This is a genomic window from Methanothermobacter thermautotrophicus str. Delta H (assembly GCF_000008645.1).
In the GTDB taxonomy this organism is placed as follows: Archaea; Methanobacteriota; Methanobacteria; order Methanobacteriales; family Methanothermobacteraceae; genus Methanothermobacter; species Methanothermobacter thermautotrophicus.
This window is the reverse complement of the sequence record NC_000916.1, coordinates 1,139,630-1,157,500: the sequence shown is the minus strand read 5'-3', so window position 1 is coordinate 1,157,500 and position 17,871 is coordinate 1,139,630. Positions and strand designations below refer to the sequence as shown.

The 17,871-nt window shown below is 49.0% G+C and carries 24 protein-coding genes (1 of these 24 running past the window's edge); 17 read left to right on the top strand and 7 right to left on the bottom strand.

Features of this window, described 5'->3' with window-relative positions; all coding sequences use genetic code 11:
• The 3 genes from MTH_RS06040 to MTH_RS06030 all read right to left on the bottom strand — a co-directional run.
• A protein-coding gene (locus tag MTH_RS06040) for a potassium channel family protein (RefSeq protein ID WP_048061014.1) crosses the window boundary here: on the bottom strand, nucleotides 1-127 show its beginning. The gene continues 524 nt to the left of window position 1, outside the view; only the first 127 of its 651 coding nucleotides appear in the window; its start codon is at nucleotides 125-127; its stop codon lies beyond the left edge, outside the window.
• A 148-nt stretch (nucleotides 128-275) separates the two neighbouring features.
• The gene (locus tag MTH_RS06035) at nucleotides 276-1,706 is read right to left on the bottom strand and encodes a TrkH family potassium uptake protein (protein ID WP_048061013.1); all 1,431 of its coding nucleotides are present in this window, start codon (nucleotides 1,704-1,706) and stop codon (nucleotides 276-278) included.
• Nucleotides 1,707-2,037: 331 nt separating this feature from the next.
• Nucleotides 2,038-2,259 (bottom strand): TRAM domain-containing protein, encoded by a 222-nt coding sequence (locus MTH_RS06030; protein WP_010876887.1) that lies wholly within the window; start codon nucleotides 2,257-2,259, stop codon nucleotides 2,038-2,040.
• Nucleotides 2,260-2,424: 165 nt separating this feature from the next.
• On the opposite strand from MTH_RS06030, the gene MTH_RS06025 reads away from it, so the two are divergent.
• From MTH_RS06025 to fhcD, 4 genes are all read left to right on the top strand, one after another.
• Nucleotides 2,425-2,916 carry a metallophosphoesterase gene (locus tag MTH_RS06025; RefSeq protein WP_010876886.1) on the top strand — a complete coding sequence of 164 codons (492 nt, stop codon included), beginning with the start codon at nucleotides 2,425-2,427 and terminating at the stop codon, nucleotides 2,914-2,916.
• Between the two features lie 73 nt (nucleotides 2,917-2,989).
• A complete protein-coding gene (locus MTH_RS06020; RefSeq protein WP_010876885.1) occupies nucleotides 2,990-4,006 on the top strand; it encodes a UPF0104 family protein in 1,017 nt (338 codons plus the stop codon).
• Between the two features lie 90 nt (nucleotides 4,007-4,096).
• The gene (locus MTH_RS06015) at nucleotides 4,097-5,161 is read left to right on the top strand and encodes a sensor histidine kinase (RefSeq protein ID WP_010876884.1); all 1,065 of its coding nucleotides are present in this window, start codon (nucleotides 4,097-4,099) and stop codon (nucleotides 5,159-5,161) included.
• A gap of 354 nt (nucleotides 5,162-5,515) precedes the next feature.
• Nucleotides 5,516-6,409: a formylmethanofuran--tetrahydromethanopterin N-formyltransferase gene (fhcD, locus tag MTH_RS06005; RefSeq protein ID WP_048061010.1), complete on the top strand. Its 894-nt coding sequence runs from the start codon at nucleotides 5,516-5,518 to the stop codon at nucleotides 6,407-6,409.
• A gap of 42 nt (nucleotides 6,410-6,451) precedes the next feature.
• Here fhcD and MTH_RS06000 read toward each other — a convergent pair whose 3' ends face one another.
• Both MTH_RS06000 and MTH_RS10060 read right to left on the bottom strand, forming a co-directional pair.
• Entirely contained in the window at nucleotides 6,452-8,086 is a 1,635-nt protein-coding gene (locus MTH_RS06000) for a 3H domain-containing protein (RefSeq protein ID WP_238374184.1), read from the bottom strand.
• Nucleotides 8,087-8,187: 101 nt separating this feature from the next.
• Nucleotides 8,188-8,358 (bottom strand): hypothetical protein, encoded by a 171-nt coding sequence (locus MTH_RS10060; protein ID WP_238374183.1) that lies wholly within the window; start codon nucleotides 8,356-8,358, stop codon nucleotides 8,188-8,190.
• Nucleotides 8,359-8,647: 289 nt separating this feature from the next.
• On the opposite strand from MTH_RS10060, the gene MTH_RS05995 reads away from it, so the two are divergent.
• Nucleotides 8,648-10,150 (top strand): bifunctional ADP-dependent NAD(P)H-hydrate dehydratase/NAD(P)H-hydrate epimerase, encoded by a 1,503-nt coding sequence (locus MTH_RS05995; protein ID WP_048061287.1) that lies wholly within the window; start codon nucleotides 8,648-8,650, stop codon nucleotides 10,148-10,150.
• 76 nt (nucleotides 10,151-10,226) lie between these two features.
• Here MTH_RS05995 and MTH_RS05990 read toward each other — a convergent pair whose 3' ends face one another.
• Together MTH_RS05990 and MTH_RS05985 are read right to left on the bottom strand one after the other, a co-directional pair.
• Nucleotides 10,227-10,496: a pro-sigmaK processing inhibitor BofA family protein gene (locus MTH_RS05990; RefSeq protein ID WP_010876879.1), complete on the bottom strand. Its 270-nt coding sequence runs from the start codon at nucleotides 10,494-10,496 to the stop codon at nucleotides 10,227-10,229.
• A complete protein-coding gene (locus tag MTH_RS05985) occupies nucleotides 10,496-11,680 on the bottom strand; it encodes an argininosuccinate synthase (RefSeq protein ID WP_048061009.1) in 1,185 nt (394 codons plus the stop codon). Before MTH_RS05985 ends, MTH_RS05990 begins: the two co-directional genes overlap by 1 nt.
• Before the next feature lie 159 nt (nucleotides 11,681-11,839).
• Between MTH_RS05985 and MTH_RS05980 the strand changes: the two genes are divergently transcribed.
• From MTH_RS05980 to MTH_RS05925, 12 genes are all read left to right on the top strand, one after another.
• Nucleotides 11,840-12,589 carry a succinylglutamate desuccinylase/aspartoacylase family protein gene (locus MTH_RS05980; protein ID WP_048061008.1) on the top strand — a complete coding sequence of 250 codons (750 nt, stop codon included), beginning with the start codon at nucleotides 11,840-11,842 and terminating at the stop codon, nucleotides 12,587-12,589.
• A gap of 143 nt (nucleotides 12,590-12,732) precedes the next feature.
• Nucleotides 12,733-13,401 (top strand): metal-dependent hydrolase, encoded by a 669-nt coding sequence (locus MTH_RS05975; protein WP_010876876.1) that lies wholly within the window; start codon nucleotides 12,733-12,735, stop codon nucleotides 13,399-13,401.
• Nucleotides 13,402-13,548: 147 nt separating this feature from the next.
• The gene (locus MTH_RS05970) at nucleotides 13,549-13,860 is read left to right on the top strand and encodes a monovalent cation/H+ antiporter subunit E (protein ID WP_010876875.1); all 312 of its coding nucleotides are present in this window, start codon (nucleotides 13,549-13,551) and stop codon (nucleotides 13,858-13,860) included.
• Between the two features lie 9 nt (nucleotides 13,861-13,869).
• A complete protein-coding gene (locus tag MTH_RS05965) occupies nucleotides 13,870-14,130 on the top strand; it encodes a monovalent cation/H+ antiporter complex subunit F (protein WP_010876874.1) in 261 nt (86 codons plus the stop codon).
• 4 nt (nucleotides 14,131-14,134) lie between these two features.
• The gene (locus tag MTH_RS09855) at nucleotides 14,135-14,398 is read left to right on the top strand and encodes a DUF2109 family protein (RefSeq protein WP_010876873.1); all 264 of its coding nucleotides are present in this window, start codon (nucleotides 14,135-14,137) and stop codon (nucleotides 14,396-14,398) included.
• Entirely contained in the window at nucleotides 14,399-14,635 is a 237-nt protein-coding gene (locus MTH_RS09850; protein WP_010876872.1) for a DUF4040 domain-containing protein, read from the top strand.
• Nucleotides 14,635-14,994, top strand: coding sequence for a cation:proton antiporter subunit C (locus MTH_RS05950; RefSeq protein WP_193330371.1), 360 nt, complete (start codon nucleotides 14,635-14,637; stop codon nucleotides 14,992-14,994). Before MTH_RS09850 ends, MTH_RS05950 begins: the two co-directional genes overlap by 1 nt.
• 30 nt (nucleotides 14,995-15,024) lie before the next feature.
• Nucleotides 15,025-16,521 (top strand): energy conserving hydrogenase EhbF, encoded by a 1,497-nt coding sequence (gene ehbF / locus MTH_RS05945; protein WP_010876870.1) that lies wholly within the window; start codon nucleotides 15,025-15,027, stop codon nucleotides 16,519-16,521.
• A gap of 11 nt (nucleotides 16,522-16,532) precedes the next feature.
• Nucleotides 16,533-16,865, top strand: a complete 333-nt coding sequence (locus tag MTH_RS05940) for a hypothetical protein (protein ID WP_010876869.1) — start codon at nucleotides 16,533-16,535, stop codon at nucleotides 16,863-16,865.
• Nucleotides 16,858-17,157 carry a hypothetical protein gene (locus tag MTH_RS05935; RefSeq protein WP_048061006.1) on the top strand — a complete coding sequence of 100 codons (300 nt, stop codon included), beginning with the start codon at nucleotides 16,858-16,860 and terminating at the stop codon, nucleotides 17,155-17,157. Before MTH_RS05940 ends, MTH_RS05935 begins: the two co-directional genes overlap by 8 nt.
• Nucleotides 17,154-17,615 carry an MnhB domain-containing protein gene (locus MTH_RS05930; RefSeq protein WP_010876867.1) on the top strand — a complete coding sequence of 154 codons (462 nt, stop codon included), beginning with the start codon at nucleotides 17,154-17,156 and terminating at the stop codon, nucleotides 17,613-17,615. Before MTH_RS05935 ends, MTH_RS05930 begins: the two co-directional genes overlap by 4 nt.
• A gap of 14 nt (nucleotides 17,616-17,629) precedes the next feature.
• Nucleotides 17,630-17,860, top strand: coding sequence for a hypothetical protein (locus tag MTH_RS05925; protein WP_010876866.1), 231 nt, complete (start codon nucleotides 17,630-17,632; stop codon nucleotides 17,858-17,860).
• The last annotated feature ends 11 nt before the right edge of the window (nucleotides 17,861-17,871 follow it).

Genomic DNA, 17,871 nt, shown 5'->3' with positions numbered 1-17,871 from the left:
GTTCAACCGCCGCGTTTGCACAGAGTGTTTCCTCGTTTTCTATGAGAGTAACGTCATGTCCGTCTGATATGAGGAGGTTTGCAAGTGTTAAGCCGACTCGTCCTCCACCCATTATAACAACATACATATCCACACCTTCTAGATTCAGGGAAAAATCAATGTAACCGGTATCAATGTAAGTGGTGTTTACTTGTGTTAAACCTCATCATTAATAAGGTTTTTCCACTTATAATAAGGGTTTCAGTAACTCCAGATCATTTTTTATGGGTTGAGCATCAGCCTGCCTTGAATGCCTCCACAAGGCCCCGTATAAGCACAATTACAGGGATTATCTCAAGCCTTCCAAGCCACATGCTCAGGATGAGGGCCATCTTCGGGACGACGGGTAAATTGAAGCTGGTTATACCCATGCTGAGCCCCACGTTTCCCTGGGCAGAGGCGGCCTCAAAGAGTGAATTTAGGGGGTCATAACCGTAGACCACAAGGACCGACCATGTGAAGAATAGAAGGACAAAGTAGAGGCTTATATAGGAACCCGCCTCCCTTATCTCGGTGTCACTCACAGACTTCCCTGATATCTTCCTTGGCATAACTGATCCCTCAGGGGCGAGTATTCGCATGATCTCCCAGTAAACCCCCTTGAGGACGGTTATCACCCTGATTATCTTGACGGCCCCGGTGGTTGAACCGGCAGCCATTCCTATGAGCATACAGGTTATGAGCAAAACCTTGAAGTATGCCGGCCATGCCACCATCTGGGGGGTTGAACTTATGCTTGAACCGGTACAGCTCAGTGCCGATATAACATGGTAGATGGACTCCAGAGGGGCAACACCCCCGACGTAGACTGCAAGGATGGTGAAGATGCTTATAAAGACCACGGTGGCCTGTAACTGTATATCATGAAGCACACTGAAAAACCTGCCCTTTATGAGCTGATAGTGGACAAGGAAACTCGTACCTCCCAGTATCATGAGGAGCATGGTTACAAGGTAAACGGCGGCGCTGTGATAGTATCCTATGTTCATGTTCTTAATTGACATCCCACCGGTGGACAGATTTGTCAGGGTATTGTTGATGGCGTCAAAGAGGGGCATCCCTGTGAGGCCGTAGAGGACGATCCCGAGAACGGTGTAGGTTATGTAGATCCACCAGATGGTCTTAACTGTATTTGCTATGCTGGGCTTTATTCTTTCATCCCTGGCCTCGGACTTGTAGAGACGCGATGCAGCGGTACCGGGCCTTATGAGTATTCCTATAACAACTATGACCACACCAAGGCCCCCTATCCACTGCTCAAGGCTTCTTAAAAACAGTATGGATTTAGGGAGGGATTCTACACTGGAGAATATGGTGAGCCCGCTTCCTGTCCATGCAGACATGTTCTCAAAGAATGCGTTTGTAAAGTCAATGTTGAGGGCAGATATCATTATGAGGCTCCCGATGAGCCCTGCCCATAGCCATGCCAGGCATGCAACCATCATCCCGTGCTTGAGGCGCACTGAACATTCCTCGGGCAGGTACCTCTTCAGGACGGTCCCTGCACCCAGAGAAATGAATGCAGGTATAATGAAACTCTGCAGGTTGCCCTCACCGTAGATGATGGCAACGAAGACTGGCAGTGCAACAACAAAACCCACTCCCTGCATTATCGTGCCAAGATACTTGCCCACTGTAAAAAGGTCCCGCTTTCCAACGTATCTCATAAGTACCAATATATGAATGGGAACATTGCAATATAAATTTTTAGAGCGGCAGGTTATGGGTGGATAGTAGTTGAGTAGCGTCAGGATATTGCAATATAGGTTTTTAGAGCGGCCGCTGGAATATGCTGTATTAATGGTATCTGACGGATACTGTCTGAGCTGTCTGTATGCTGCTGTTTATGGGGGAATATCTAAATGAGGGTTTAAAAGCAGCTGGTGTTATTATGGAAGAAAATAGCTTAACAGCGGACCTTCATCCTACCGCTGAACCTGAACCAAAAAATAAATTTCGATGAGTAGAAGAGTCTACTCCAGAAATACATAACCTAATCTATTCTACAACTTCAGCGAAAGCAAACTTGCGCCTGGTTGCACTTATCCTTATCTTGACCTCGTCGCCTACACCTGCACCAGGTACAAAAACAACAAAACCTTCGACACGGGCTATTCCATCACCATCTCTGCCAAGGTCTTCAATTTTAACTTCGTACTCCTCACCCACATTCACCGGTGTGGAGTATGTTTCCTTTCTATAGTAGTTATCTCCAAACAATTCATCACATCCTTAAGTAGGGACACACAAGAATCATGCAATTAATTCAAACCAAATTCAAACGAGAATCAGTAAGAATAATCAAATGACCATCATGCATCCCATACATAAACTTAAGCATCATAGTATATAAATGTATGTGGAGCCATTAACTACTATCACCGGGTGGTTTATTTGATCGGACTGATAGCAGATTCACATGATAATCTTGAGGCAATAGGGAGGGCGGTTGATTACCTCAACCGGGAATCTGTTGACCTTGTTATACATGCAGGGGACCTCATATCCCCCTTCACAGCCCCAGAATTCGGGAAGCTTGAAATGAAGTTCGAGGCGATATTCGGAAACAACGACGGGGAAAGGGATGGTCTGAGAAAGGCCTACAGTCACCTGACAGAGCTCTCCGACTTCAAATCTCTCCGATTTGACGACCTCAGGATAGCTGTTATCCATGGCCACGAGCCGGAAATCCTTGAATGTGTGGTTGGGTCCGGGAGGTATGACCTTGTTGTGACAGGGCACACACATAAGAGGAAATTTTCAGATTCAGGTACCGTGACGGTAAATCCCGGCGAACTGTGCGGTTATCTCTCAGGTGAGAGGACACTGGCCCTCCTTGACACGGACAGTATGAAATGTGAGTTTGTAAGTCTATGAGCGGCAGAAAAACGGTTCAGAGCCATGCTGCTTTAAGGAGCAATTTCAGGAATCAGATGTTATGTTGGTTTAAATGAAGCATAAAGGAGCAATTTTAATAGTAATAGGAGTTGTGGCCCTTGCAGCGATGATACTGATAATAGGGCCCGGCGAGATTGAGGATGCCCTCAGAAAGGCGGACCCAGTGTATGTGCTCATGGCTGTGGTCCTGGAGTTCATCATACTCGCCCTTTTCACCCTTCGCTGGTCAATAACAACAAGGGCGGTCTCAATAGATGTTGGCAAGAGGCACCTCTTCCCGATGCTCCTTGTGGGCATGGCCATAAACAACCTCACACCGAGTGCAAGGGGAGGAGGGGAACCTGTGAGGGCCTACATGCTTGGAAAGTATTCCAGGGCATCCATGGAGTCAGCCTTTGCAACCGTGATAGCTGACAGGGGCCTTGACACATTCCCCTTCATATTCCTGGCAGTACTCACCATAATAGGCATCGTGTTATATTTTGATCTCTCCCGGTGGATATTGGCTGCCCTGATAGCCTCTGTGGTCATCATTGTGGTGGCGTTCTTCCTTGCCCTGTACGTATCCGTTGACAGGGATGCTGGTGAGAGGATAACAGGATGGATACTTGGAGTTGTAAAGAGGTTCTACAGGAAGAACCATGAAAGGCTTGAGAGGAGAGTAAGGAGTGCTCTCCATGAATTCCAGAGTACGATGAGGATGATGCTGAAAGAAAAGAATGTTCTGGTTTATGGCATACCTATATCATTCCTCATCTGGATCCTTGAGATCATAAGGGTTTACCTGATCTTCACAGCCTTCGGAACAGACATATCACTGCTTGTAATCGCCGAGGTTTTCATACTCGCCACCCTTATAGGGATGATACCACTGCTCCCGGGCGGTCTTGGAGCTGTTGACGGCATAATGATTGTTTTCTACTCGTATGCAGGTGTCTCGCCATCTGTAAGTGCAGCTGCAACGGTGGTCGAGAGACTCATATCCTTCTGGATGATCTCTGCCATGGGTGTGGCGGCCATACCCTACTTTGGATCGTCTGTTTCAGAGAAGCTTATGGATAAACTGTGAAATGATATCGTTAAAACTGATTATGGAAAATGATTTATTGTGCTATGATGAAAATTACACCCAGATGACCTTAAGGTTAGGGGGATAAAAATGCTTGAAAAGGTTTTTTTGACCGAAAAGGTTCATGATGAAAAATTTTATGAAAAACTGGTAGATGAGATACGTTCATCACCAGATTACCTCAATCTTATACTTGAATCTTCCGATCCATGGATCCTCCAGGATATAAATGGCTTTATACTTGACTTAAGCCAGTCCTTCGCGGATATGATTGGATATGAACCCGATAAATTGAGGGGGAGGTATCTTCCAAGCCTCCGGGCAGTACCGCTGATACAGAAGTCAAGGCTAAGGATTCTGCTTGACAGAATGGCTGAAGAGCCGCGTGGGTGCAGTGGCCTCTTTGAGTTCATTGATTCAGTTGGAAGGATGGTGCCCCTTGAACTCAACCTCAGACCCCTTGAGATTTCAGGCCAGTTATTTGTGCTTTTAACTGCAAGGGAAGCATCAGAAAGGCTCAGAGAGGTTGGAGAATTCGAAGAGAGAATAGATGAACTCAAAAACACGATAAACGGTCTTTACAGGCAGATAGATAGGAACCTCCAGCTGATCACCAGCATAGTTAACCTTCAGTTTCCATACATAAAGGACAAGGACGACTATGAACTTCTGAGGGACACCCAGAACCGTCTGAAGTCCATAAGGAAAGCCTATGAGAAACTGATATATGAGGGATCCTCTGACACCATAAACTTCGGGGCCTACGCCAGGAGCATTGTGTCAGGTATCCTGAGCACATACTCCCCTGAGCCGGGGAGAGTAAGGCTTGAGATGTACTTTGAGGATGTGGATATGGGCCTGGACCTTGCAGTACCACTCGGGATAATTCTCTCGGAGCTTCTATCCAACAGCTTCAGGCATGCATTCACCGAAGACCAGGACGGCAGGATAAGGGCTGTTTTCATGGATAAGGGGGACCATTACATGCTTGAGGTGAGGGACAATGGAAGGGGCTTTCCTGAGGGCTTCGACTTCGAGGAAGCAGATTCACTTGGACTGCAGCTTGTGAGAAACCTCATCAACCAGATAGAGGCAAGGGTCGACTATAAGCTATCCCCTGGCACCTGCTTCAGGGTGAGGGTTCTGAAGCCCTGATCATCACCGGTTACTGGAAAATTAACGTGATTGGGTCTTAGTGTCTGCAGATGCAGATTCTCTGAGCGGAGAGCTAATAAGGAGTACAGGTTTCTTTACTGGAGGGTTATAGTAAATAATTTTTGTTCTCTGGGTGCGTTTTAGGTTGACCTGGGATCCTTGGAGGGAGATGAGGGTATAGTAAATATTTTTGTTCTCTGGTGCTGTAATAACCATATGTTTATCACCCGGCGCATAACCCTCTTATTATTCCTAGGGGCCCTCAGATTCATGGTTTTACAGTTATTTCTAAGCTGAATTGAAAGTAGAAAAATATATTAAACATTCTCCCAGTAAATCAACTAGGTGATAGTTATGGAGATAAATGGTGTTGAAATAGAAGACACATTTGCAGAGGCCTTTGGCATAAAGGTTTCAAGGGTTCTTGTAACCGCAGCAACAAAAAAACTTGCCAAAATAGCAGCAACCGAGGCAACAGGTTACGGTACCTCAGTTATAGGGTGCCCTGCAGAGGCTGGCATCGACTGCTATGTTCCACCTGAGGAGACACCTGACGGAAGACCAGGGTACATTATAATGATATGCAACCCATCCAAGAAGAGCCTTGACCATGAGCTCCTTGAAAGGATAGGGATGGGTATACTGACAGCACCAACCACCGCTGTCTTCGATGCACTGGATGATGAGGATGAGAAGCTCAACATAGGATTCAAACTAAAATTCTTCGGTGACGGCTACGAGAAGGAACTTGAAATTGATGGAAGAAAGATCCACTCAATCCCAATAATGTCAGGGGACTTCCTGATTGAAAGCGAGTTCGGAATAAAGGATGGAGTTGCCGGCGGAAACTTCTTCATAATGGGTGACAGTCAGGCATCAGCGCTACTGGCTGCACAGGCAGCTGTTGATGCCATAGCTGCAGTTGAAGGTACTGTAACACCATTCCCTGGTGGAGTGGTTGCTTCAGGATCAAAGGTCGGCTCAAACAAGTACAAGTTCCTCAACGCCTCAACCAATGAGAAGATGTGTGTGACCCTGAAGGACGAAGTTGAGGACACCCAGATACCTGAGAACGTCAACGGGGTCTACGAGATAGTCATAGATGGTGTTGATGAAGAGGCCGTAAGGGAGGCCATGAAGGAAGGTATAAAGGCTGCCTGCACGGTTCCAGGCATAATAAAGATAAGTGCAGGAAACTATGGCGGTAACCTGGGAGCCTACAAGATAAAACTCCATGACCTCTTCTGATTTTTTTATCCATGCCCTGATCCTATCAGGGTTGACCTTTTTTTATTCTATGCAGAATTTTTCCATCATTTCGCTTTCAACTATTTCCCATATCTCGTCCTCGCGGAGGTTAACACCGAGGAGTATACCCCTTTTCCTGAGGTCATCTTCAATTTTCATTATAATCTTAATGTCGGCTGCAGCCACTGTGTGGGAGTGTATATTCCGGGATATACTGTAGAGGGCCTTGAGTGACCTTCGGGCATCAGGGTTTTCCAGTTCCTCCATGCACCTCTTTAGATCATCCATGTTCCTGATGTTGAGGTTTCGTGTGACGACCTGCTTGACTCCGGGGAGGTAGTGCTTTGAGTCAAGGATACGCCCGCCCCGCCGGATTATTATCTCCTTGTCGTCCATGTTTCCAAGGTCATGTTTGAGCAGCATCTCAACAACACGGCCTGACTCCTGTATTATTGACTTGATTTCACTGAGCTCCAGGTTGACCCCTATCAGGAAACCCTCCTCCCTGAGTTCTCTCTCAACCAGTTCAAGGCTCTTTGAGTCGGGCCCTGAAATCCGGTGGGAGTGTATTCCACCACCTGAAAGCGTGTAGAGCCTGTCAAGGGATTCAAGTTTACGGGGTTCACTCTTGAGGGTCTTCATGAAACTGTCGATTTCTTCCATGGAGCTAACCCCAACATTCCTTCTGAGGGGCTCTGAGAATCCCGGGAGATAGTACTCTATATCCTCAATGGTGCAGCCATGGTTTATTATGATCTCGGCCTCTCTCCTGATGTCATCGACCCCATGGTTTTCAACTATGCTCATCTCAGGCTTTATTATTATTTCAACGAGACGGCCGTGTTTCCTTGCAACCTCCTTTATCTCCTCATCATTGAGGTTCACACCAAGCAGTATCCCCTCTGATTTGAGTTCATCGATAACAGCGTCTATGCTCTCCCTGTCAGGCCCGGATATCCAATGGGAATGTATGCCGCTGACGGATTCATAGATCCTTTTAAGGGAACTCTTCCTGGCCGGGTCCCTCTCAAGGATCTTCAGGAACCTTTCAAGTTCCCCGCCATCAGACACACCGATCTTCCTCACCAGGGGCTCCTTGAATTCAGGGAGGTGGTACTCTATGTCCTCCAGTGTGCAGCCATGTTTCAGTATTATTCTGGCCTCCCTTCCAATGTCGTCAACATCGTGCTTAACGGTTATCTTCACCATTGTTGGTTCCATGGCTGCGAAGTAAATATCCTCTCCCCCACTGATTTCGGGTGAGATAACCCGGTTGGCCCCTGCACGGTACAGCCTTTTGATGTTTTCCCTCTTGCTTGCTCTTGTCACGATCCATATGTCAGGGTTAAGCTCCCTGCAGGTCAGTGTTATGAAGAGGTTGTCGACGTCGTCGCCTGTTGTTATTATAACCCCCCTGGCCCGTTTTATACCGGCCGCCCTGAGAGTCTCCTCATCTGCGGCGCTTTCGGGTATCGCAAGGACATTGGGATCATCCCATAGTTCCTTTTCAACTATTTCACGGTCCTTTTCAATTATTATGCTCTTCTGGTTCCTTTTCTGGAGCTCCTTAAAAACAGCAGATCCGACACGGCCAAAACCACAGAGAATGAAGTGGTTGTTCATTGACTGCATCAACCTGCGTATCCGGGCGCCTGATATGGTATCCTGCAGGGTCATTGTAACCACCGAAACTGTTAAGCTGAAAACGTATGCAATCAGCCCCACACCACCAAGGGCCAGCGTCACGGAGAATATCTTCTGGGGTATGTTAACAGGGATTATATCCCCGTAACCACGGTTGCAATGGTTATAATGGTGAAGTAGACTGCGTTGTAGAAGTCAAGGCCCATTATGTAGATTGAACCCACTATGCCATATACTATGAGGGCTGTCAGTGCTGCGAGGGCGTAGTATATTATTGAGATGGGAACATACTGAATGGTCTCCATTGGATTCCTTTGAGGTGGCATGGGAAACCTCGCTCTGATATTGATATATATTATTAATCTTCAGACAACAATATAAATTAGGAGTATTCCATCCGCACAGTATCAATGGAAATCTGCATGTAATGAATGACTGCAGTATTGATAAACAGGCTTCAATAGATTACAGGCCATTTTGAACCGAAGAGACGGTTCTCTCTGGTATTGATAGACATGGTTCAATAAAGAAGCCGAAATGATGAGGTGCGGTGAAGGATATCCAGGTTTGATCCTTGCTAAGGAGGATTTCATAATGAAACCGGTTGATATGGCTGCAGCCGACATTAACGCGGAATACCTGGGTGTTCCAAGGTTATCCCTCATGGAGAACGCAGGGAGAGCTGTGGCAGAGGAGATAGGGAATGCAGTGGATTCTGGGAGGGTTGCCATATTCTGTGGTCCCGGAGGAAACGGGGGGGACGGATTCGTGGCAGCAAGGCACCTCCTTAATATGGGCTTTGAAGTTGAGGTCCACCTCCTAGGCCACCCTGAAAGGATAGGCTCAGAGGAGGCCCTGGTAAACTGGGGGGTCCTTGGGGCAATGCAGCCCCACCCTGGAGGATTCAGTGTGGATTTTGTAAGAGATTCATCGGAAATAAAACCAACGGATGCTGATGTGGTGGTTGACGCCATACTGGGGACGGGTGTGCGTGGATCTATCAGAGAACCTTCAAGGTCAGCCATTGAAATAATAAACCGTTCAGAAGCCTTCAGGGTATCCGTGGATATACCGAGTGGTTTGAACCCTGAAACCGGTGCAGTTGAGGATATAGCAGTCTCCGCGGACCTGACAGTGACCTTCCACCGGATGAAGGACGGCCTTAAGCTTGCGGACCCTGCAGTTACAGGGGAGATCGTGGTGAGGGACATAGGAATACCCCCAGCTGCAGAGATATTCATGGGCCCGGGTGATCTCCTGAGGATACCCTCAAGGAGGCCTGGAAGCCATAAGGGCGAAAATGGAAGGGTTCTCATAATCGGAGGGAGCAGACAGTACTCAGGGGCACCGGCAATAGCAGCAAAGGCCGCACTCCGGGCAGGGGCAGACATTGTAATGGTGGCAGCTCCAGGGAGCGCTGCCAGGGCCATCAGATCACTCTCACCTGACCTGATAGTCAGGGAACTTGAGGGGGGATACATTGGAATGGAGTCCCTGGATGAAATCCTTGAACTTGCAGAAAAAGCCGATTCAGTCCTGATGGGCTGTGGTGCAGGCAGGGAGACGTCAACGGCCAGGACATTCATGAGGGCCATTGAGGACCTCCATGAAATGGAAAAACCCATTGTACTCGATGCAGATGCACTGAGGCTCATGGATTACTCTGATGTCAGTGAATACAGGGAACTGACTGTGACACCCCACATGGCCGAGTTCAGCAGCTTCTTTAAGCTGAAATCCATGATATTTAATGATTTCAGGGAAAGTGTATCTGCATTCCAGTCAATCTCCTCGAGGATAAGGGGGACTGTCCTGCTGAAGGGAAGGATTGACATGATATTCCAGGGGGACAGGTTACGTCTGAACAAAACAGGGTGTCCTGGAATGACTGTTGGAGGTACAGGGGACGCCCTTGCAGGTTTAACAGCTGGTTTGCGCGCCCTGGGCCTATCATCCTTTGATTCCGCTTCACTAGCAGCATTCATCAACGGGATGGCAGGGGAGCTGGCAATGGAAAGGCATGGTAATGGCTTCACAGCATCTGATATGGTTGATATGATCCCCTCTGTGATGGATCCAGGTTTTTATGGTTTTTGAGGCGCCCATCTGTGCTGTGATGCTCCATGACCTCAAATTAAAAAATTGGTGGTTTAAGTCATGATCTGATGCCTGGCTATACCAGTCCAATTATACTGCCTATAAGGAGTATACCTACCCCGGTTATCCCCCCGAAGCCCGCCACAAGGACCGTGAGGGGATTTATGGGGATGTTTATGAAGGGCAGTATGTTCACGGCAAGCAGAAGGATGAGGCCGGCCACCATGTTCCCTGCAACCGTGAGGATCTTCTTACCAAAACCCATGAGTATACGCAGGGATGCCAGGCCCCCCGCAACTATGAAAGTGGCGATTACAATGAGTATGAGGAATGAGAGACCTTCCATCAGTTCTCCTTCCTGCACACCCTGCTGTATATCGCAGCCTGGAGGGCATAGTTTTTGACCATCCCGGCCATCTCCCTCTGATCGAGGGTTTTATCCTCAAATGAAACTATCTCCTCACTGTACAGGCTGTAGGGTGACTCCCTTCCAATGACGCGCATGCTGCCCCTGTGGAGTTTAACCCTGACTGTACCGGTGACACGCCTCTGCATGTGGTTTACTGCCATGTCAAGGTCCTCACGGAGGGGGTCATGCCACAGCCCACTGTACACCAGTTCAGCATAGGTGCTGCTTATTATGTCAGCAAACCTGAGCTCACTCCTTGTGAGTGTGAGCTGCTCCAGGCCCCTGTGGGCCTCCAGGAGCAGGAAGGCTGCAGGTGTCTCATAGATTTCGCGGCTTTTCATACCTATTATACGGTCCTCCATTATGTCAACCCTACCGATACCGTGTTTTCCTGCCACCTCATTTGCAAGGCCTATGAGTTCAACTGGCTCCAGTTCCTCACCATTCAATGCAACCGGGACCCCGCCGTGGAAACCGATTTCAATGACCTCAGGATCCTCAGGGGTCTCGTGGATGGGCTTTGTCCATTCAAAGGCATCCTCAGGGGGCTCAACCATGGGGTCTTCAAGGATGTCCCCCTCTATTGCACGTCCCCAGAGGTTCTCATCGATACTGTAGAGCTTGTCTGAGGGGAGCGGTATCCCACAGGACCTGGCGTACTCCATCTCCTCTGTCCTTGTGAGGTTGAGGTCCCTTATGGGGGCGATGACATCCAGGTCCGTCGTTGACCTTATAACGGCCTCGAAACGGAACTGGTCGTTACCCTTACCGGTGCATCCATGGGCTATGGCAGATGCACCCTCCTTCTCGGCCACTTCAACTATCTTTTTAGCTATCAAGGGCCTTGCAAGGGCGGTGCTGAGGGGGTAACCCTCGTAAACCGCATTGGCCTTTATGGCTGGAAATATGTAGTCCTCTGCGAACTCCCGCCTTGCATCTACTGTGTAGTGTCTGTAGTTTCCGAGTTCCTTGGCAACCATGGCCGGTCTTTCAATTTCATCCCGCGGCTGACCAACATCCACACAGGCCGTTATTACCTCCATGTTATACTTTTCCTCGAGGAGTTTGATACATACTGATGTGTCAAGGCCTCCACTGAAAGCAAGAACCACTTTATCCACAGCAATCACCTTCAACTTATAAATGGAATCATTCTGATACGCTCATGTTTTTATTACAGCACTATAGATATTAATATGGGATAAGTTATAAGTGTATGTCCCACCTGCCGCAGGTATACGGATTTTTCCGGAAGTGGGCCAGCAATTCAGGTGACCCCGATGTTTGTAAGTGAGGATTCGATTGAGGTTTCACTGATACATGATGGTTCTGGAGGGGATATTACCAGGAACCCTGCATTAAAGCCATATATACGTGATGGGTATCCTCTGGCCATTGCAGAATACTGCCGGAAGGGGACTGTGATGTTCAGTCTGGGCTCTGGAAGGCCATCTGTCATGGTTGTGGCCGGGGTCCATGGAAACGAGATACCCCCACAGTTAGCAGCCATGTACCTCATCGAGTCCCTTGCAGCATCTGATCCCTCTGGAACGGTCCATCTTATACCCATCGCTGCCCCATGGGCCACCATGAGGAACATTCGCTGGTGCAGGGGCCGTGACCTTAACCGTTCAGCCGGCACCCCTGGCTCGGTTACAAATGCCATATTCAGGAGGGCGATTGGGCTCGGGGTTGATGCCGTGGCTGACTTTCATTCAACTGCACCCGGGAGCAGACCCGGTGTTGAGGGGGTTTTCTGCTCAGAGGAACCTGAACCAGAGAGTGTTGAGATAGCCCGTTACATAACTTCAAGGACCTCATCCAGGTTCCTTTGCTATGGGAGGGCATCCTCCAGTTACATTGGCGCCCTGGAGGATGAATGCAACCTTGCAGGTATACCATCTGTCACATGTGAGGTTGTATCTGAGAATGGAACAGTGAGGAAGGGCAGTCATGAGAGGTCCCTCCTCCAGATGAGGCTATTCCTGGAGTACATGGGGATCCTGGTGGAGGTGCCTGAATGTCTTTGAGGTTAAATTTCTCTGAGTCGCTGCAGCGATGTTGCTCACCAGTAAGGCCGGCGCCAATGACTTTGAGGTTAAATTTCTGGGATTCCAGGGTTTTGATGCTGTATTCTGACTTGAGGTTAATTGATGCCTGCGGAGGTTTATAATTGTCCTCTTATCGGAAGCATGCTCTACTTTCAATTATAATGGCCATTCCCGTGTTTCAGGCTGTTTTACCGGTCGCACTGGCACTTATAGGGGCCATGATACCTGATATGGACCATGAGGTTAACTCTGGCAGTGTTTCAACCATATTCCTCCTTGGACTTGTGATATTTCTCGTGTTCTACATCCTGGGGCTCCCATACCTTGCTGGAATAGCCCTGATGGACCTGGCCATGATATTCTACCTTTCGAGGCACAGGGGCTTCACACATTCTCTTATCGGCGCTTTTATACTCTCAGCATGTCTGACGGTCTTTGTACTGGCATCGTTCTTCCTTCTGAGATCGCTGGGTCTTGATGGGAAGGCATCCCTTGTGGTTATCCTCACGGTCCTTGGATTCATAATCCTAAACAGGGTGCTGGTCCTGCCCTTTGTGCTGCTGACACTGCTGGGGGTTTTTCTCACAGACTTTCCTGTCATGAACCTGTACACAATAATGGGGCCACTGCTCCTTGGGTTCATAAGTCATGATGCCCTTGACTCCTTCACACCTTCAGGGGTTCGCTTCATGAGGCCCATATCCGGCAGGACATTCCGCAGGGGTTTCGGGCTCCTGGTCCTTGTTCTATGGGCAATACTGGTGATTTACTCTCTTTCAGGCCTTTTGTAAAGGACTCATGGGGTTATTACGGCAGCCTCTTCCCCTTCAAGTGTTTAATCATCGGATCCCCTATTTTATTACGATTTATATAGAAAACTTTATATTATCATAAATAATCATGTTAATTATTGGTACTAAAGAGAAGGGAGCTATAAAATGTTTATCATGAGGATTCTGTACGGCATCGTCTACTTCCTGGTCCTTATATATGAGATACTCAAGGCAACAGTTGATGTGGCAGCAAGAACCCTGAATGGAAATGTAAAGCCTGTAATAGTTGAGATAGAGACGGAGCTCACAAGGCCAGTGTCCCAGACAATACTTGCAAACAGCATAACACTCACACCGGGAACCCTTTCCATCGACCTGGATTCTGAAAACAGAATCCTGAAGGTTGCAGCCATCTATCCGCGGGAAAGGGAGGACATAATACCCTTTGAGCCCTACATAAAGGGGATGCTTGAGTAGGGGAGGGTCATGATGGATATACTGATAATCGCAGAATACACTCTTCTCGCATCCCTTGCAGTGTTCAGCATTGCAGCTGTGAGGATAGCAACACGCAGAAATATACGGATGGGTCTTGTGGGGATATCAGGTCTGAACATCGCCATCGCAACCATACTCATACTCATAAACAGGATGTATGGCATCGGATTCTGCCGTGACATAGCCTACGCCCTGGTCCTCCTTGGACCTGTCGGCACAATAGCATTTGCAAGGGTTCTGAGGGGTTGATAGAATGTATCTGATAATCATGAAATCAGCGGTTCTCTTCATATCATCCATACTCGTGATACTAGCAGCCCTGGGGATACTCAGGTTCAGGGATAACGTCGAGCGTGTCCTGTATGCCAGGATCCATATCCTGGGAATAGCTGACGTGGCATGCATACTCGCCCTTCTTGCACTCGGCGAGCCACTACTGGCAGCCACCTACTTCATACTGGCACCCTTCGTGTCCCATGCAATAGCCAACGCCCACCACTACGGGGAGGGAGATTAGATGATTGAGTACGTGATAATGATCATAGCCATACTCGGAGCGGTACTGGCCCTTGTCCAGAGGGACCTCCTCAAGGCAGCCATACTCACAGGGGTCCCGGGGGCAGCAATAGCCGCCCTCTACCAGTTACTCCTTGCACCTGACGTTGCCCTGACACAGGCAATAGTCGGGTCAGCGATAATACCGGTATTCTTTGCCCTTGCAGCCTACAAGACAATGAGAATGGAGGAAGAATGATGATATCCCTACAGCTGGCATCACTCCTGACGGCAGGAAGCCTCATGGTCATAGGCGCCGTTGCGGTGATCTTCATAGACAACCTCATAAAGAAGGTTATAGCCCTCTCCTTCATAGCCGACGGTGTTAACCTCTTCCTTGTGACCCTCGGATATAAACCAGGGGGGATAGTCTACATATATCTGCCGGGAATGTCGGGGTCATGGTTTGCCCAGAACGCAGCCTACCCCCTCCCCTTTGCACTGGTGCTCACCAGCATAGTCATAGGGGCCAGCACCCTGGCTGTCATGCTCGGAATAATAATAGTACTGTACCATAAACACGGCACCATCAGCGCATCCAAGGTGCTTGAAGAGTGATAAAATGAGGAATCTAACAGGTGAGGAATTATGAATCCACTCATACCGGTCATGGTGGTTTTACCGATTCTATGCGCACTTCTCCTGAACCTCCTGCATGGAAGGGACAGGACTGTAAAGGCACTGGCAGTTGCAGTGGCGATCCTTCTTCCCATAATACCGCTACTTGCAGGATACGGCGTCCATTATTTTGGAGGATACGCGCCTCTATCTGAGAATTCAACGATTGCAGCGGGGCTGCCGGCTTCCATAAAATCGTCCTATCTGTACTCATTCCACCCGGCGATAACCTATGTGTTTGGAAGTGCCCAGAGGATATTTCTCCTGATACTCTCACTGGTGACATTCCTGGCGGTTCTAACCTCCCTCAATGAGGTAAGAAGGCCATCAGGTGTCTACGCATTCCTCATGTTCATGGGGACCGCCGCTGTCACAGCAATAGTCCTCACGGACGACATATTCAACCTTTATGTCTTCTTTGAGATAGCGGCCCTGGCACAGGTGGGTGTGGTCCTCTGCTCGGGGGTGGAGCGTAACTATGAAACCGCCCTCAAGTACATGATGATAGGTGGGGTTGCGGTCCCCATGCTGCTGCTGGGTGTGGGCATCCTTCTGGCTCTGACAGGTAACGTGAACATATCTGATATTGTGTACTCAATGAGGAGCGGTCTCGTTAACCCGGGAAGTCCACTGTTCCTCCTGGCATCAGCACTGCTAATCTTCGGGTGGCTCTACGGGACAGGATTGCCACCCTTCCACACAATAAAATCTGCCATCTACAGCAAGGCCCTCCCACATGGATCAGCACTCCTCCAGGCCTTCTCTGTGTTCACATTCACGGCCCTGGCCATTGTGATACTCAGAATGTTCTACCATGTCCCCCTCGTGAGGTGGGTGATGGTGTTCTTCTCCCTGGCGGGGATGGTCCTGGGTATAAGCATGGCACTCATGCAGACCGATCTGAGGAGGATGATAGGTTTCCTTGCAGTGGGGGAGCTGGGATACATAGGGATAGGCCTTGGCCTTGGAACAGCCGCCAGCATATCAGCCGGACTATTCCAGGCAGTGAACGAGGCCCTGATAACGGCATGCATATTCTTGGGCTTTGGAACCATATTCTACATGACGGGTAAAACAGACCCGGAGGCCATGGGAGGTCTCCTGGCATATAAGCCAGGACTTGCAGGTCTTGTGATGCTTTCAGGGTTCATAATGGCAGGGGTGCCACCATTCAATGTATTCCAGAGCAAACTGCGCCTGATCCAGGCAGCGATTCAGGCAGGGGTCCCTGAGCTCGGTATCCTCATGATACTCCTCAGCATAGTAACCTTCATGACATTCATGAGAGCCTTCTATTCGGTTTACCTCAAACCGGAGCCCAGGGGGATGGAGCTGGAATCCAGGTCCGTGCCCAGGTCAACGGTCTTCTCAATGGTGGTGCTCATCATAATCTGCACCGTCCTTGGAATCGCACCATGGCTTGCAACCTCACAGTTCACGGCACTCATACAGGGTCTTATAATATGAGAGGGGATGGAATGAACTTCTATGATGAGATAATCAACAGGATAAGGAAGGTTACAGGAGAGAGGGGGGACGGTGAGAGCAACATCTCAGTCTCAGCCGCCCTCACAGCCGAGATAACATTCATCTCAGCGGTCCTCATAGCCGCGGTGATGCTCAGGAAGCTGAACTTCATCCTCATGGTCATCGCGGTTCTCTTACTTGCAGCGGTTCTGCTGACATCGTTTCCAGTGTCGGCGAGGCTCAGGACCGAACAGGGGGATGGTTTCAGCACAATGATGTTCTACGTACTCCTGACACTGGGAATACTGGTATCCATATTCTACTGGGGTGGTGCCGGTGTCTGAATCACTGAGGGGTCTAATGGCTACAGTGGCACTCGGACTCTTTGGAGTCACACTCTTCGACGCCATAATAGACCTTAGCGGGATGATAAACCCTGGCATAAGCATCATATACAACTACATTGGGACAAAGATAGCCCCCAACATGGTCACCGTTGTGGTGTTTGACTGGAGGGCCTACGATACCCTGGGGGAGGCCCTTATACTCGTCACGGCGGTACTGGTAACCCTTCTGGTCTTTGGAAGGGGTAAGGTTCAGATTGGGAGTTCAGATAAGGGAGGGAAGGAGAGATGAGTACCATACTTAAGATATTCGCATTCCCTGCAGCCATATTCATAATGTGTCTGGGAATCCTCACAGTACTGGGAGGGCACATAACACCCGGCGGAGGATTCCAGGGCGGTGCCATGGTTGCAGCAGGGTTCATATTCTGTGCAGTTGTCTATGGAATTGAAAGGAGCCCCTTCCAGTTTTCCCATGAATTCATGTCTGCAATGGAGAGCATAGTAGCCCTCGGATATGTTGGTCTTGGGCTCTGCGGTCTCTTATTCTCAGGCTTCTTCCTCTACAACCTGGGAGTTGACCTGTACGGAGTATCTCATGCCGTCAGCGGGTTCTTCAACTATCCCGACCCCACAGATGCAGGTATAATACCCTACCTGAACATCGTGGTGGGCCTGAAGGTCATGGTGGGTCTCAGTGCAATTGTTATAACCTTCATGGAGTTCAGGGGTGAAGAGGTCACCGAATAGAGGGGAGTTGAGAAATGTTTGCAGGACCAATAATCTTTGGATTCATACTGGGATTCATACTCGGAAGCAGGGTAAGGGATGACACTTTCCCGCCGTCATCCTACATAGTGTTGATCCTGGCCCTCATCCTCGTGGCCTGGAACCTTGGTCCATTCCCTTACTACACGGACCTACCCATCGCCACGGGATTTGTGGCTGCAGCAGCGGGTATAATGGCAGGCAGGATATTATTTGGACGCGGATAATCTCATGGGGT